The following is a 14,509-nucleotide window of genomic DNA, read 5'->3' on the forward strand; positions in this document are numbered from 1 at the left end:
GGGCGCAGCGCAATCTACGTTGCAAGCTCAAGGCTTAAGGGTGGACACGGCTTGCAGCTCCTCCCCCGATGATCAGTCGGGAACCATAACCTCACTGAAAGGCTGTAGTCGAGATACAAGGGTGGACAACGCTCTTCTTGTCCACCATTGCACTCGACGCCATCCTAAAAAAGCGGCCACTTCACGGCTTCAGCCGCCGTCGTTTCAGCCACTGGCTCAACCATTCGTAGCCGCTGACCATCAGGATACCGCTGAGCACCAGCAGGGCGCCGGCGATGAAGTTGACTTCCAGTGGTTCGTCGAGCAGCCACACGCCGAAGACGATGCCGAACATGGGCGTCATGAACGACAGCACGCCGAGCCGCGAGGCCAGGTAGTTGCGCAACAACCAGAACCAGGCCAGGAAGCTCGCAAAGGATACCAACAGCGCCTGGAATGCCAGACCACCCAGCGCCACCGGCGTGGGGTTGAAGTGCAGTTGATCGGTCAGGGTGCAGACCAGCATCAGCAGCAGAAAACCGCCAAGCAACTGGTACAGCAGCGTTTGCGTGACCGGCGCGGTGGACAGCCGCGAGCAGCGCACCACCACCGTAGTGGCGCCCCAGGCCATGGCGCCGAGCAGGCCGAGGATGTCGCCGAACATCTGCTGGCTGGTGTCTCGCGTCTCGAGGTCGGGTGCGCGCCCGGCGAAGGACACCACTATGCCGACAAAGGCCACGGTGATACCTAGCCACTGCAAGGGTTTCAGGCGCTCGGCAGGCAGTCGCCAATGCAACCCGAGCGCGGCGAAGATCGGCGCTGTGTAGAGGAAGATCACCATATGCGAAGCGCTGGTATGGCGCAGGCCTTCGCCGACCAGCATGAACTCCAGGGCGAACAGAAAACCGACCATCAGGCCTGGGCGCCAGTTGCCTTCGCGCAGTGACAGGCCGTCGCGCCGCCACAACATCAGCAGCGCCACCAGTACGGCGGCAACGCCCGAGCGCAGGGCGAGCATCAGCGTCGGTGAAACGTCATCGGCTGCCGCCTTGAGCACCACCTGCTGCATGCCCCAGATCATGCACAGGATGACCATCATTGCACCGGCCAGTCCGTCGATGTTCTTGCGCGTGTCCATGGTGAAGCCTGGCAGTGGAATGGGTCACCATTATGGTGCTGGCGATTTCTACTGATATAGTTCGAAACCGACAGTGCATAGCGGTTATCCGCCAGTAAGCGATGAAGACCGACTCTCCTCTGCTGCAGATCCCTCCGTTCAACGATGCGCTACCGACGCCGCTGTTCTTTCGCACGGCCAGTGTGCCGGCACACGCCACCTACCCGCGCCATCGCCACGCCTGGGGAGAGTTCGTCTATGCCTTCAGTGGCGTCATGGAAATCGAGGTCGCTGGGCGTCACTACCTGGCGCCGCCACAATACGGCATCTGGTTGCCACCGGATCTTGAACACATCGGTTTCAATCGGCACGAGGCCTGCCATTGCTCCGTATACGTCGCCCCCGAGCACTGCGTCGAATTGCCTGCTGAGCCCTGTGCCCTGAGTTTGAGCCCGCTGGTGCGTGCCTTGCTCGACGACCTGCGCGAGTCGCCGCCCGATGCCACGCGCCAGGCCGAGAACGAGCGACAGTTGCAACTGCTGCTCGACAAGCTGGCGCGGGCGCCCAAGGTCGGCAGCTACCTGCCCAGCTCCAGCGACCCGCTGCTGGAACCGGTGCTGCGACAGTTGACCGCTAACCCCGCCGACCCCCGTTCGCTGGCGCAACTGGCCAGCCTGTCCAATACCACCGAGCGCACCCTGATGCGTCGATGCCAGCGCGACCTGGGCATGTCCTTCGCGCAATGGCGTCAGCGCCTCAGGGTCGTGGCAGCGCTGGCGCAACTGGAGCGCGGGCGTACGGTGGAGGCCATCGCCCTGGATCTGGGCTACAGCAGCGCGTCGGCATTCATCGGCATGTTCCGCCGCCTGATGGGGGTGTCGCCCGATGAATACCGCAAGGGCAACCTGCCGCGGCAGCAGTAGCAGGCCGTCAGCAAATATCCCGGTGAGCGTCGCCAGGATTTATGGCACTGTCATGGCATTGTGCTGGTCATACCCGACACTTCACTGTGATTCCCATGGAGGGAACCCATGCGTTCGATCTTCACCGTGTTGCCCTTGCTGGCTTTGGCCGGCTGCTCTTCGTATCAGGCCGATCCCGATAAGGTCACGGCTGTACCTGCCGAGCGTCTGCTGGCCTATCAGGCACCGGTCAGTGGTGGCGGTGAGGTGGTGGTCAACCGTGATCTGGGCTTGATGGGCGGCGGCTGCTACGTTGCCGTGCTGGTCGATCGCAAGATCGCGGCGCGCATCGCGGTGGGCGAGGAGGCACGCTTTCAGGTGCCCGCCGGTAACCGCATTCTCGGTATCACCGCCGATACCCAGGACGACACCCTGTGTGGCAAGGGGCGCCTGAATCGTGAGGTGGCGGTGAAGGTCGAGGCCGGTGGCAGTACGGATCTGCGTATCGTCAGCCAGAATCGAGGTGGTTTCGATATCAGGCCTGTCCAGCCCAAATAAGCACTGTTCGTCAGTCCGTCCGAGGTCTGAATAGGTAGAATCCGGGGCTTGATTTGTCAGGTAAGGGACAGCCGAGTGAAGGATTCACCCATTGCAATCGTTGGGGCGGGTACTGCCGGGTTGGCGACTGCCACCTTGCTGGCGCGCCAGGGTTGGTCGGTCGAGGTGCTCGAGCGTGTGCCGCAGCTACAGCCGGTGGGTGCCGGTATCTTGTTGCAGCCCTCCGGCCTGGCGGTGCTGCGCGAGCTCGAACTGCTCGATGAGTGCACCGGGTTGGGCGCCCCCGTCGCTCGCCTGTTCGGCACCTCGGCCTGTGCCGAGCGGGTAATTCTCGATACCCGTTATCAACACTGGCAACCCGGTAGCCATGGTTTGGGTATCCACCGTGGCGTGCTGATGACGGCCTTGCTCGAGGCCGCCAGAGGGGCGGGCGTGACGATCCGTACCGGTGTTTCCATTCGGCGTTTCCAGCAATCGCCACAAGGCGTTGCCCTGATCGGCGAAGATGCTCAGGGCGGCGAACAGCCGTACGGCGATTACGCAGCGCTGATCCTGGCCGATGGCACTCGTTCGCAATTGCGCGGGCAGATGCAGGTACGCCAATGGATCAAACCCTACCCCTGGGGAGCGCTGTGGAGCATCGTGCCCACCCCCGAAGCAGCTGACTCCACCGATCTGCGCCAGTGGTACCGCGGGTGCTCGCAGATGTTCGGCATCATGCCGACCGGGCGCACTCATCAGGCACGACAATCCTTGTTGAGCAGCCTGTTCTGGAGCCTGCCGACAGCGGCTTATCCGGCCTGGCGCGATGCCGGATTGCCCGCCTGGAAGGCCAGTGTCGAGCGACTTGCCGGGCCTCAGGTCGAAGCTTTCCTGGCGCCTATCGAAGCCCCCGAACAACTGGCCCTGGCCACTTATGCCGATGTACGCATGCAGAGCTGGCATGATGGCCGGGTATTGGCCATTGGCGATTGCGCCCATGCCATGAGCCCGCAACTGGGGCAGGGCGCGAATATGGCCCTGGTGGATGCGGCAGCCCTGGCCACGGCGCTGAAACCGACTCTGGCCAGCGATGCACCGCCTGACTGGTCGGCGGTGTTCGCCGGCTACGCCGCTACTCGCCACCAGCACCTGCGTTACTACCGCCAGGCCAGTCGCCTGCTGACGCCGCTGTTCCAGTCCGACAGTACCGCCCTGGCTGTGCTGCGTGACAGCGCACTGTTCCTCGCCCGGCATCTGCCCATGGGCCGCAGTCATGCCGTCACTACCCTGGTTGGCGGGCGTACCGGCTGGCTGTTCGGGCGAAGCAGCGATTCCTCGCTGCATGCCTGGCGGCGCGATGACGAGTCTTAGTGACGGGTTTCGCGATGGGCGGGTGACGCGGTGTTTATGTTTACCGTTGGCTGGATCTTCCAGGCCCAGAAGAAGATCAGCAGGCCGATAATTGCGGTTACCGCGCCGATATAACCCGTCGATGTCCAGCCGAATCCGGCGCTGATCGCCAGGCCGCCGAGCCATGGGCCCAGGGCGTTGGCGATATTGAATGCGGCGTGGTTGGAGGCTGCCGCCAGGGTCTGGGCGCCGGTGGCCACGTCCATCAGGTGTGTCTGCAGGGCAGGAGACAGCGCCGCGATGGTACCCAGGGCGAGGATCGCTGGCAGCATCGTCCAGATCGAATGCGTGGCGGCGGGCAGTGCCAGCAGCACCAGTGCGCTCCACAGCAGAATCCAGGCGACCGACTTGAATTGCAGGCGGTCGAACAGCCAGCCGCCTGCCATGTTGCCGAGAATGCAGCCGACGCCGAATACGGCCATGGTGACCGGGATCATGCCCGGACTGACCTGGGTAACTTCCAGCAGGGTCGGCGCCATGTAGCTGAACACACAGAACATCCCCGCGAAACCGATGGAGCCGATACCGAGTGCCAGCCAGATGGGGGCGCGGTTGAAGGCGCGCAGCTCGTTGATCGGGCTGCTGCGTACTTCATTACGATCAATCGGCAGGAAGATGGCGACCATCGCCACGGTCAGCAGGGCGATCACGCTGACCAGAGCGAATGCATAACGCCAGCTGACACTCTGGCCCAGCCAGGTGGCCAGCGGGTTGCCGATCAGAATGGCCACGCTCAGCCCCATCAGCACGCGGCTTACCGCCTTGGCGCGCTTGTGGGGCGGCGCCATGGAGGCGGCGACCAGCATGGCGACACCGAAGTAGGCGCCATGCGGCAGACCGGCGAAGAAGCGGAACACCAGCAGCGAGGAGTAATCGGGTGCCAGGGCGCTGGCGAGGTTGCCAACGGCGAAGACACCCATCAGCAACAGCAGCAGGTTCTTGCGCAACAGGCGTGAGCCGAGCAGGGCCAGAATGGGCGCGCCCACCACCACGCCAAGGGCGTAGCTGCTGATCACATGGCCGACCTGCGGCTCGCTGACGCCCAGATCCTGAGCCACGTTGGGCATCAACCCCATGATCGAAAATTCACTGGTGCCAATGGCGAAACCGCCAAGCGCCAGAGCCAGTTCGATCAGCAGGATCGCCCCGGCGCTCAGACGCGGGGTGTCGTGGGCTGGGCCACTCATGTGTCTACCTCGATAACGTGCGGTGAATCAGGCGGGGCATTATTCACGCAATGTCGGGCTGAGAGAATCGCTTTATGTCGCGGCTTCGCTCAGCCATGCCGGATTTACATGGTGCGAACCAGGCAGGATTGGGTGTGTCCGAAAGAGTAGGTTGTCTGGAGTCGATTCACCGCTGCTGCGGGCGATAAATACCCTCTCAGCGGGTTGCGGGGCGCGAAAATTTCAGATTATTGTTTTAAAAGGCTTTTTATATGGGTCGATTGAATCAGCTTATTGGATTGATGGTTTCAATCAATGGGCTCTTTGATCCATATCGGGCTACTATCCCTTCTGTAAATTTTTCAACCCTCCAAGGAGTTCACTGATGTCTTTGATTAACACTCAAGTTCAGCCTTTCAAAGCCAACGCATTCCACAACGGCGAGTTCATCGAAGTCACCGAAGAAAGCCTGAAGGGCAAGTGGTCGGTACTGATCTTCATGCCGGCTGCCTTTACCTTCAACTGCCCGACCGAAATCGAAGACGCCGCCAACAACTACGAAGCCTTCCAGAAGGCCGGTACCGAGGTGTACATCGTCACCACCGATACCCACTTCTCGCACAAGGTATGGCACGAGACCTCCCCGGCAGTCGGCAAGGCCCAGTTCCCGCTGGTCGGCGACCCGACTCACCAACTGACCAACGCTTTCGGCGTACACATCGCTGAAGAAGGCCTGGCCCTGCGCGGCACCTTCCTGATCAACCCGGAAGGCGTGATCAAGACCGTCGAGATCCACTCCAACGAGATCGCTCGCGACGTTTCCGAGACCCTGCGCAAGCTGAAAGCTGCCCAGTACACCGCCGCTCACCCGGGCGAAGTCTGCCCGGCCAAGTGGAAAGAAGGTGAGAAGACCCTGGCTCCTTCCCTGGATCTGGTCGGCAAGATCTAAATCCGACCCGGAAGCCTCGCTTCCTGAAGGTCAGCAGCGGGGGTGTAACCCATCTCCACTGCTTCGACGCCCGGGCGTAACCCGTCCGGGCGTTTTATTGCCCGAATTTCGTCATTGAGGACATATATATGTTGGACGCCAATCTTAAAACCCAGTTGAAGGCTTACCTGGAAAAGGTCAGCCAGCCGTTCGAGATCGTCGCGTCCCTCGATGACAGCGACAAATCCCAGGAGCTCAAAGGCCTGCTCGACGACATCGTCAGCCTGACCGACAAGATCACCCTGAAGACCGATGGCACCGACGCCCGTGTGCCGTCGTTCGCCCTGAACCGCCCGAACGGCAACATCAGCCTGCGTTTCGCCGGCTTGCCGATGGGCCACGAGTTCACCTCGCTGGTGCTGGCCCTGCTGCAAGTGGGTGGCCACCCGTCGAAGCTGGCTGCCGAAGTGATCGAGCAGATCAGCAGCCTCGAAGGCGAATTCAACTTCGAGACCTACTTCTCGCTGTCCTGCCAGAACTGCCCGGACGTGGTGCAGGCGCTGAACCTGATGGCCGTGCTCAACCCGAACATCCGTCACGTCGCCATCGACGGCGCGCTGTTCCAGGATGAAGTCGAGTCCCGTCAGATCATGTCGGTGCCGAGCATCTACCTGAACGGCGAACTGTTCGGCCAGGGCCGTATGGACGCCGAGCAGATCCTCGCCAAGATCGACACCGGTGCCGCTGCTCGCGATGCTGCCAAGCTGAACGACAAGGATGCCTTCGACGTGCTGGTCATCGGTGGTGGCCCGGCCGGTGCTGCGGCAGCCATCTACGCCGCCCGTAAAGGCATCCGCACCGGTGTCGCGGCCGAGCGCTTCGGTGGTCAGGTGCTGGACACCATGGCCATCGAGAACTTCATCTCGGTACAGGAAACCGAAGGCCCGAAACTGGCCCGCGCCCTGGAAGAGCACGTCAGGCAGTACGACGTCGACATCATGAACCTGCAGCGTGCCAGCGCCCTGGTTCCGGCCAGCAGCGAAGGCGGCCTGCATGAAGTGAAGTTCGAGAGCGGCGCCAGCCTCAAGGCCAAGACCGTGATCCTGTCCACCGGCGCACGCTGGAGAGAGATGAACGTGCCGGGCGAGAAGGAATACCGCAACAAGGGCGTGGCTTACTGCCCGCACTGCGACGGCCCGCTGTTCAAGGGCAAGCGCGTGGCGGTAGTCGGCGGCGGCAACTCCGGTGTGGAAGCGGCCATCGACCTGGCCGGTATCGTCGCCCAGGTCACCCTGCTGGAGTTCGACAGCAAGCTGCGTGCTGACGCAGTGCTGCAGAAGAAACTCTACAGCCTGCCCAACGTCAAGGTAATCACCAGCGCCCTGACCAGCGAAGTGAAGGGCGATGGCCAGAAGGTCACCGGCCTGGTCTACAAGGATCGCAACTCCGACGAGTTCGTCCCGGTAGAGCTGGAAGGCATCTTCGTGCAGATCGGCCTGCTGCCGAACTCCGAATGGCTGAAAGGCTCGGTCGAACTGTCGGATCGCGGCGAAATCATCGTCGACGCCCGTGGCGAAACCTCGCTGCCCGGCATCTTCGCGGCTGGCGATGTGACTACCGTGCCGTACAAGCAGATCGTCATCGCCATGGGCGAGGGCTCGAAAGCGTCACTGAGTGCCTTCGATCACCTGATCCGCAGCTGATGCGCTGAGCCAGAAGCACAAAAGGCGGGCCCTTGTGGCCCGCCTTTTTCATAATTGCCAAGCGCTGCATTTGTAGGAGCCCGCTTGCGGGCGATTGGTGGTTTCGCTGCCGATCACGATGGAGAACCACTATCGCATCGCCGGCAAGCCGGCTCCTACGGGGTGGCAGCCGCACAACGATGGCAGACGCTACATGTGTAGCCGCGGGGGCGCCTAGCCTTGCGGGCGATTCGGCAGGGCGACATTCCCCTGCCGCGGGGTTGAATCACTCAGTCGGTTTGTTCATCGCGGATCAGTACGAAGCTTGAACCCTGTTCATCGTCCAGACGCTCGCAGACGAAGTACATCTCCACCTTGCCATCCCTGGACATGATCGCCAGGTAATCGCCGGCCTGTGGCTTGAAGAAGGCCTTGGAGCCCGGCTTGGCTTCGCAGGCAATCAGCGCGGTGACGAACAGTGCCGGATCGCTGCCATCGAAATAGTCGTCGCGCTCGGCAGCGTCCCATTCCTGGGGCGGCTCGAAGGCGCCGGTGAACAGCACCCTGGCGTCGCCCATATCCTGCTCTTCGGCGTCGGCATCGTCTTCATCCGGGCGGTAGACCGTGCAGTCCTGCGACTCGGCGGCATCCAGCACGCGCTGGCGTTGTTGATCATCGGCTAGGGACACGTTGGCTCCGGGCATCAGCAAAGTAGAGGTCGGCAGTTTGAGCTGCGCCACGATGACCTGCAATCACCTTGCGCATGCATTTCCCCCTGGCGTGGAAACTGCGATGCTGGTGCGACCGTGAAGCAGCGTTGGGAACAATCATGAAGATCAGCTCGGATTTCGATAGCGGTAATATCCTCGTGCAGGATGCCAGCGACCCGCACAAGGTACTGCTGGCCATGCGCAAGGATCTCAACAGTCACCATTTCCAGTGGTTTCATTTCCACGTCGAGGGCCTGACGCCTGGAGCGCGCCACGACTTCAGCATCACCAACGCCGGGCAGTCGGCCTATAGCCACGCCTGGACGGGCTACAACGCCGTTGCCTCGTACGATCAGCGCAACTGGTTTCGAGTGCCGAGCCGTTTCGAGGATGGCGCCCTGCATTTCGGCCTGGAGCCGCGGCAGGCGCAAATCTGGTTCGCCTACTTCGAGCCCTACAGCCGCGAGCGACACAGTGCGTTGATCGCCCAGGCGCTGGCATTGCCGGGTGTCGAGCTGCATGGATGTGGGCGCAGCATCGAGGGGCGAGACATCGAGCTGCTGCGTGTGCATCGCCACGCGCAGGCGAACCGCAAGGTGTGGATCATCGCCCAGCAGCATCCGGGCGAGCATATGGCCGAATGGTTCATGGAAGGCGTGATCCGCCGCTTGCAGGATAGCGGCGACGCCGAGCTGGATGCGCTGCTGCAACAAGCCGACCTCTATCTGGTGCCGAACATGAATCCGGACGGCGCCTTCCGCGGCCACCTGCGTACCAATGCGGCGGGGCAGGATCTCAATCGCGCCTGGCAGTCGGCCAGCATCGAGCGCAGCCCGGAAGTGTTCTTCGTGCAGCAGGCGATGCGCGAGGTGGGCGTGGATCTGTTTCTCGACATCCACGGCGATGAGGAGATTCCCCATGTGTTCACCGCCGGGTGCGAGGGCAATCCCGGATTCTCCGCACGGCTGGAGGCACTTGAAAATGAGTTCCGTACCCGCCTGGTCGAGCGCGGCGCCGAGTTTCAGACTCGCTTCGGCTACCCGCGCAGCGCGCCGGGGCAGGCCAATACGGCGCTGGCCTGCAATTCAGTGGGGCTGGAGTTCGATTGCCTGTCGTTCACCCTGGAAATGCCCTTCAAGGATCACGACGACGCTCCGAATCCGCAAACCGGCTGGAGCGGCGAGCGCTCGATGAAGCTGGCCGGCGATATGCTCGGCGTGGTGGCGGAGATGGTCGACCGGCTGCGCTGATCAGGCATGCTCGTGCAGGGTGCCTTGCTCATCCTGCGCGGCCTGCAATTGCTGCAGGGTCTGCATCTTTTCGGCGATTTCCTTCTCGACCGCAGCGCGCTGCTCAGGTGGCAGACTCTCGAGCTCTTCCTCGGTCATGCCTACTTCCTTGAGAATCTTGTCGCGGATCTTCTCGGCGGGCGTCATCTCCATGTAGGCCATGAACTGCGCAAGGGCGCTATCGGCGGCCGGCTTTTGCTCGGAACTGCCGTCGAGGGCGCTGTCTGACGCCTGCAGCGAATCCTGAACGGGCTGACTGCCAATGCTGTTGAGATTGACCAGCATCCGGGCGAAGGCTTCGTCGTGGGCCTGCTGACTGGAGTAGTCCGCCTGTTCGCTTTTGAAGCCTGTCGACACGCTGCTCGTGTCCCGTGTCTTCTCTTGCTCGGCGAGCAGCGCAGCCTCGCTGCTTTGTCTGAGATCCAGCGCTTCGGCGCGGGTGCGCTGCAGGGGACTGGGCATTCCGTAGTGGGCAAGCGAACCGATGATGTTCATGGTGGGCCTCCTTGACGTGAGAGCCTCCACTGCAGCAAAGCCTGTGCCAGTTCTTTCTATGTTTTCAGCGGATTGATTTAAAAGGATTTTATTGTCTCGTTCAGGCGACGAAGGCAACTCCTTGCCGCCCCATGGCAAGGGCTGGCCGCCTGATCAGGCAGGCGGATCGAACAAGCCTTGCTGGGGTGTTGGTGCTGCAGGACGCATCGGCATGACAGTCGCGGGTAGCGGTTGGCGGGGAGGACGCGATGCTTGCACGTAGGGCACGCGGCTACGTTGTACCTGCCACCAGCCTGGCAACAGGGCACGCACTTCGGGCAGGGTGAAGCGATCATCCATCAGGTGCACCACGCCGCTGTCCTGCGGCGTACGGATCACCCTGCCAGCGGCCTGTACCACCTTCTGCAGCCCAGGGAACAGGTAGGTGTAGTCGTAACCGCTGCCGAACATCTCACTCATGCGCTGCTTGATCTGCTCGTTGACCGGATTGATCTGCGGTAGGCCGAGGGTGGCGATGAACGCGCCGATCAGACGATCGCCAGGTAAGTCGATGCCTTCGCCGAAGGCGCCGCCGAGCACGGCGAAACCAATGCCGCGTCCGTCGGGCTGGAAGCGCTCCAGGAACTGCAGGCGCTCACCTTCATCCATCTGGCGCGCCTGAACCCAGTGTTCAATGCCGGGATGCTCATGCTCGAACAGCTCCAGCACCTGTTGCAGGTAGGCATAGCTGCTGAAGAAAGCCAGGTAATTGCCTGGGCGCTCGGCGAACTGCCGCGCCATCAGGGCAACGATGGGCAGCAGCGAACGCTCGCGGTGCTGATAGCGGGTCGACAGGTTGCTCACGGCATGCACCTGCAACTGCGCGGCCTGGAAGGGCGATTCGACGTTCAGCCAGGGCGTTGCCTCCGGCAGGCCGAGCAGGTCGGCATAGTAATCGGCCGGGCTCAGAGTGGCGGAAAACAGCGTGGTGCTGTGGCTGTTCTCGAAGCGCGGGGCGAGGAAGGGCGCGGGTACGATATTGCGCAGGCACAGGGTCGAATGGCTGCGTCCACGCAGTGGTGGCTGGCGACTGATGTCGAACAGCGAGTGCGGGCCGAAGGCTTCCGCCAGGCGGCAGAACGCCATGGCGTCGAGATAGAACTGCAACAGTTCGCCATCATTGCCGGTGGGCTGATCGGTCAGGTGATCGGTGATAGCGCTGACCGCTTTCTGCAGGGACAGGAGCAGCAAGTCCGGCGGTTGCGGACAGGTCTGGTAGTCCTCGCGTTGTTCCTTGTGCAGTTGCTTCCAGTGTCGGCTGATGCGTGTCAACACGCTGTTCAAGCCTTTGGGCGCATTGCTGCGCATGGCCTCGAAGCGCGCCTGGTCGAGTTCGGCGCTGTACATGCGCCGGGCGCGTTCGATCAGGTTGTGGGCTTCGTCCACCAGCAGGGTCACCCGCCACTCGTTGATCAGCGTCAGGCTGTAGAGCAGGGCGCTGAGATCGAAGTAATAGTTGTAGTCACACACCACCACGTCAGCCCAGCGGGTGAGTTCCTGGCTCAGGTAATAAGGGCAGACGTGGTGCTGGCGGGCGATTTCACGTACCGCGGCCTGATCCAGCCAGATGCACTCGACCGCGGCCTGGCGGGCGGCGGGCAGGCGGTCGTAGAAACCGCGGGCCAGTGGGCAGGATTCGCCATGGCAGGATTTGTCCGGGTGTTCGCAGGCCTTGTCTCGGGCGACGTGCTCCAGCACACGCAGCGGCAGGCCTTCGCCACGCAGCGTTTGCAGGGCGTGCAGGGCCAACTGGCGTCCCGGCGTCTTGGCGGTGAGGAAGAACAGCCGATCCAGACCTTGCTCGGGAAATGCCTTCAATTGCGGAAACAGGGTGCCGAGGGTTTTGCCTATACCGGTAGTGGCCTGCGCCATCAGGCAGTGGCCGTCGCGGGCGGCGCGGTATACGGCCTCGGCCAGTTGTCGCTGGCCAAGACGAAACTCGGCGTGGGGAAAGCGCAGTTCACTCAGGGCTGTGTCACGAAGCTGACGGTGCGCCTGCTCCTGTTCCGCCCAGGTGATGAAGCGGCTGCATAGTGCCTCGAAGAAGTCTTGCAGTTCGGCAGCCGTGCGGGTTTCGCGAAACACGCTTTCCTTCTGGGTCAGTACGTTGAAGTACACCACCGCCAGGTCGAGTTCTGCCAGGTCGCGGCTCTGGCATAGCAGCCATCCATAAACCCGCGCCTGGGCCCAGTGCAGTTGTTGATGGTTGTCGGGAATGCGGCTGATGTCGCCCCGATGGGTCTTTATTTCTTCGAGCAGATTGCTGTGCGGGTCGAAGCCGTCCGCACGGCCGCGTACTTGCAGCGAGCGGAACTCACCCGCCAGTGATACTTCCGCCTCGTAATGCTCGCCGCGGCGGCTGACGACCGTGGCGTGCCCGGCCATGCCTTCCTGGGCGGTGGGCGAAGGCGTGAAACGCAGGTCGAGGTCGCCACATTTGGCGGTGAACTCGCAGAGCGCGCGCACCGCCACGCGGTAACTCACGCCTCGCTCCACTGCACGTAGCAGACGTCCACGGGCATGCCGTGTTCGGCGCAAAACGCCAGCCAGCGGCGCTGGTTGTCCTGCAGTCGGTCGCCTGGGCCTTTTACCTCGATCATGCGGTAGCGTTTTTCCTCAGGCCAGAACTGGATCAGGTCGGGCATGCCGGCGCGATTGGCCTGGATATCGCCGAGCAGACGGCGAAACCAGGCGAGCAGGTGTGCCGCCGGCAGGCAGTCGAGCGCCTGTTCCAGCAGCGCTTCGCTGAGCACGCCCCAGTGCACGAACGGTGACTGGATGCCGAACTTGTCGTGGTAGGTCTGGCGGATGCTGTGGCGATAGCTGTCGTCGTCCAGTTGCGCCAGGCAGGCCGAGAACAGCGCCCGGCGACGCGGGTGGAAGTCCGCAGTCAGCAAGTCTGCCGGGCCATGCTGGAATGGATGGAAGAACGCGCCAGGCACCGCAGCGAAGATCGCCGGCCAGCAGAGCAGGCCGAACAGGCTGCAGATCAGTGTGTTCTCGACGTAATGCACCGGCGCCTCGGTACTGTGCAGGTGCAATTGCACCCGTTGCTCCACCGCCAGCCACGGCAGCTTCGGCAATTGCAGATCGAGGCGTGCAGGTGTGGGTGCCTTGGTGCGTTTCGCTGTGGGCAGGCCCAGCTGCCGACTCAGGCGCGTCAGCGCCCGTTCTGCCAACTGCAGTTCGCCATCGCTGCCCGGCGTCGCGATGGCCTGGCTGGCCAGCTCGAACGCTTCCTGGTACCGGGTGGTGCGCTCCAGAACGCGGATCTGTCGTTGCCGCGCTGCGCCATAGCCGCTGCTGGCATAGACCTGTAGAGCCCGCTCGAACTCCAGGCAGCGTTCCAGATGCTGACCGATACGAAACAGCAGCTTGGCGCGGCGCTCGGCGATATAGGGATTGTCGTAGCGACGCGTATCGATCCGTTCGAGCAGTTCGGCAGTGGCATCTCCGGCTTCGAACGCCTCGCGGCAGCGCTGCAGGTGCAGGTAGTCGTCGACATCCTCGCGGCAGCGCAGTGCCCGGGAGTCAGGCGGGAAGTCGACGCTTTCGTAACGGAAGATACCCAGGTCGGCGAGCACGAATTCCGACCACTCCTGGTGCAGGTTGCCGAAGAACATCAGGCGCAGGCGTTCGCTCAGGTCGTCGATGGTCAGGCTGTAGAGCGTATCGTCGAGCGTCGGGCACCAGGTAGCGAATGCATTCGAGTCACCGAAGTGCGGCGTGAGTTGCTCCAGGAGTTCGCCTTTGCGGGCGCGCCGGTCGCTGAGCCGTTCGGCGAAGCAGTCGATGATCTCGTCCTTGCGCAGCAGCGCCAGCAGTTCATCCAGGCGCAGGCTGGCATCGTCGAGTACCCAGCCGTTGGCGATCAGCGTCACCGCGGCCTGGCGACAGCAGCCAATCTCTTCGTAATTCAGCTTGCTGGCGCGAAAATGCACGCCCTTGCGCATGATCATGCGTACCAGCAGGGCCTGTGCCGTGCCTTCGAGCGCACTGAATGTCTGCAGAAACTCATGCTCACGGGTGCTCAGCAGATCGGCGTGGCGCTCGCCAATCCACGCCAGAGCCTTGTGGAAGTTATGCAGGTAGTAGAAGCGCGGATCGCTGGAAAATGACATGAAATAATGCTGAGTACTGTTTTTATATACAGATATCAGGCCGCCCGTCATCTGGCAACGAGCAGGAGATGGACGGTCCGTACGTCGCGCTGTTGCTTGGCGACGATAGCGGACTACACTGCACCTCCATC

General features: G+C 62.5%; 12 protein-coding genes. 6 read left to right on the forward strand and 6 right to left on the reverse strand.

What is annotated here, in order from left to right; all coding sequences use genetic code 11:
- Window positions 1-181: 181 nt before the first annotated feature.
- Window positions 182-1,117, reverse strand: coding sequence for a DMT family transporter (locus DNK10_RS21500; RefSeq protein WP_131192952.1), 936 nt, complete (start codon window positions 1,115-1,117; stop codon window positions 182-184).
- Between the two features lie 101 nt (window positions 1,118-1,218).
- Between DNK10_RS21500 and DNK10_RS21505 the strand changes: the two genes are divergently transcribed.
- The 3 genes from DNK10_RS21505 to DNK10_RS21515 all read left to right on the forward strand — a co-directional run bounded on the left by DNK10_RS21505 (window position 1,219) and on the right by DNK10_RS21515 (window position 3,909).
- Window positions 1,219-2,019, forward strand: coding sequence for an AraC family transcriptional regulator (locus DNK10_RS21505; RefSeq protein WP_131192953.1), 801 nt, complete (start codon window positions 1,219-1,221; stop codon window positions 2,017-2,019).
- A 108-nt stretch (window positions 2,020-2,127) separates the two neighbouring features.
- Window positions 2,128-2,556 (forward strand): 3-isopropylmalate dehydratase, encoded by a 429-nt coding sequence (locus tag DNK10_RS21510; RefSeq protein WP_131192954.1) that lies wholly within the window; start codon window positions 2,128-2,130, stop codon window positions 2,554-2,556.
- A 75-nt stretch (window positions 2,557-2,631) separates the two neighbouring features.
- Window positions 2,632-3,909 carry an FAD-dependent oxidoreductase gene (locus DNK10_RS21515; protein ID WP_131192955.1) on the forward strand — a complete coding sequence of 426 codons (1,278 nt, stop codon included), beginning with the start codon at window positions 2,632-2,634 and terminating at the stop codon, window positions 3,907-3,909.
- Here the strand turns inward: DNK10_RS21515 and DNK10_RS21520 are convergent.
- Entirely contained in the window at window positions 3,906-5,135 is a 1,230-nt protein-coding gene (locus DNK10_RS21520) for an MFS transporter (RefSeq protein WP_131192956.1), read from the reverse strand. The genes DNK10_RS21515 and DNK10_RS21520 overlap by 4 nt on opposite strands.
- 364 nt (window positions 5,136-5,499) lie before the next feature.
- Here DNK10_RS21520 and ahpC point away from each other — a divergent pair, with 364 nt between their 5' ends.
- Together ahpC and ahpF are read left to right on the forward strand one after the other, a co-directional pair.
- Window positions 5,500-6,063: an alkyl hydroperoxide reductase subunit C gene (ahpC, locus tag DNK10_RS21525; protein WP_131181292.1), complete on the forward strand. Its 564-nt coding sequence runs from the start codon at window positions 5,500-5,502 to the stop codon at window positions 6,061-6,063.
- Between the two features lie 128 nt (window positions 6,064-6,191).
- Window positions 6,192-7,745 (forward strand): alkyl hydroperoxide reductase subunit F, encoded by a 1,554-nt coding sequence (gene ahpF / locus DNK10_RS21530; protein ID WP_131192957.1) that lies wholly within the window; start codon window positions 6,192-6,194, stop codon window positions 7,743-7,745.
- A 269-nt stretch (window positions 7,746-8,014) separates the two neighbouring features.
- Here ahpF and DNK10_RS21535 read toward each other — a convergent pair whose 3' ends face one another.
- Window positions 8,015-8,413, reverse strand: coding sequence for a hypothetical protein (locus DNK10_RS21535; protein ID WP_244216298.1), 399 nt, complete (start codon window positions 8,411-8,413; stop codon window positions 8,015-8,017).
- Between the two features lie 140 nt (window positions 8,414-8,553).
- On the opposite strand from DNK10_RS21535, the gene DNK10_RS21540 reads away from it, so the two are divergent.
- Window positions 8,554-9,684, forward strand: coding sequence for a M14 family metallopeptidase (locus DNK10_RS21540; protein ID WP_131192958.1), 1,131 nt, complete (start codon window positions 8,554-8,556; stop codon window positions 9,682-9,684).
- On the opposite strand, the gene DNK10_RS21545 is transcribed toward DNK10_RS21540, so the two are convergent.
- The 3 genes from DNK10_RS21545 to DNK10_RS21555 form a co-directional block, all read right to left on the reverse strand.
- Window positions 9,685-10,218: a hypothetical protein gene (locus DNK10_RS21545; RefSeq protein ID WP_131192959.1), complete on the reverse strand. Its 534-nt coding sequence runs from the start codon at window positions 10,216-10,218 to the stop codon at window positions 9,685-9,687.
- Window positions 10,219-10,371: 153 nt separating this feature from the next.
- Entirely contained in the window at window positions 10,372-12,741 is a 2,370-nt protein-coding gene (locus DNK10_RS21550) for an ATP-dependent DNA helicase (protein ID WP_131192960.1), read from the reverse strand.
- The gene (locus tag DNK10_RS21555; protein WP_131192961.1) at window positions 12,738-14,378 is read right to left on the reverse strand and encodes a VRR-NUC domain-containing protein; all 1,641 of its coding nucleotides are present in this window, start codon (window positions 14,376-14,378) and stop codon (window positions 12,738-12,740) included. Before DNK10_RS21555 ends, DNK10_RS21550 begins: the two co-directional genes overlap by 4 nt.
- Window positions 14,379-14,509 lie beyond the last annotated feature (131 nt).

It is taken from the genome of Phytopseudomonas daroniae (genome assembly GCF_004327275.1).
Lineage (GTDB): Bacteria > Pseudomonadota > Gammaproteobacteria > Pseudomonadales > Pseudomonadaceae > Aquipseudomonas > Aquipseudomonas daroniae.

What these genes read in the sequence shown, in the direction of transcription:
- DNK10_RS21500 (WP_131192952.1), bottom strand. Translation starts at nt 1,117, where the DNA reads ATGGACACGCGCAAGAACATCGACGGACTGGCCGGTGCAATGATGGTC.
- DNK10_RS21505 (WP_131192953.1), top strand. Translation starts at nt 1,219, where the DNA reads ATGAAGACCGACTCTCCTCTGCTGCAGATCCCTCCGTTCAACGATGCG.
- DNK10_RS21510 (WP_131192954.1), top strand. Translation starts at nt 2,128, where the DNA reads ATGCGTTCGATCTTCACCGTGTTGCCCTTGCTGGCTTTGGCCGGCTGC.
- DNK10_RS21520 (WP_131192956.1), bottom strand. Translation starts at nt 5,135, where the DNA reads ATGAGTGGCCCAGCCCACGACACCCCGCGTCTGAGCGCCGGGGCGATC.
- ahpC (WP_131181292.1), top strand. Translation starts at nt 5,500, where the DNA reads ATGTCTTTGATTAACACTCAAGTTCAGCCTTTCAAAGCCAACGCATTC.
- ahpF (WP_131192957.1), top strand. Translation starts at nt 6,192, where the DNA reads ATGTTGGACGCCAATCTTAAAACCCAGTTGAAGGCTTACCTGGAAAAG.
- DNK10_RS21540 (WP_131192958.1), top strand. Translation starts at nt 8,554, where the DNA reads ATGAAGATCAGCTCGGATTTCGATAGCGGTAATATCCTCGTGCAGGAT.
- DNK10_RS21545 (WP_131192959.1), bottom strand. Translation starts at nt 10,218, where the DNA reads ATGAACATCATCGGTTCGCTTGCCCACTACGGAATGCCCAGTCCCCTG.
- DNK10_RS21555 (WP_131192961.1), bottom strand. Translation starts at nt 14,378, where the DNA reads ATGTCATTTTCCAGCGATCCGCGCTTCTACTACCTGCATAACTTCCAC.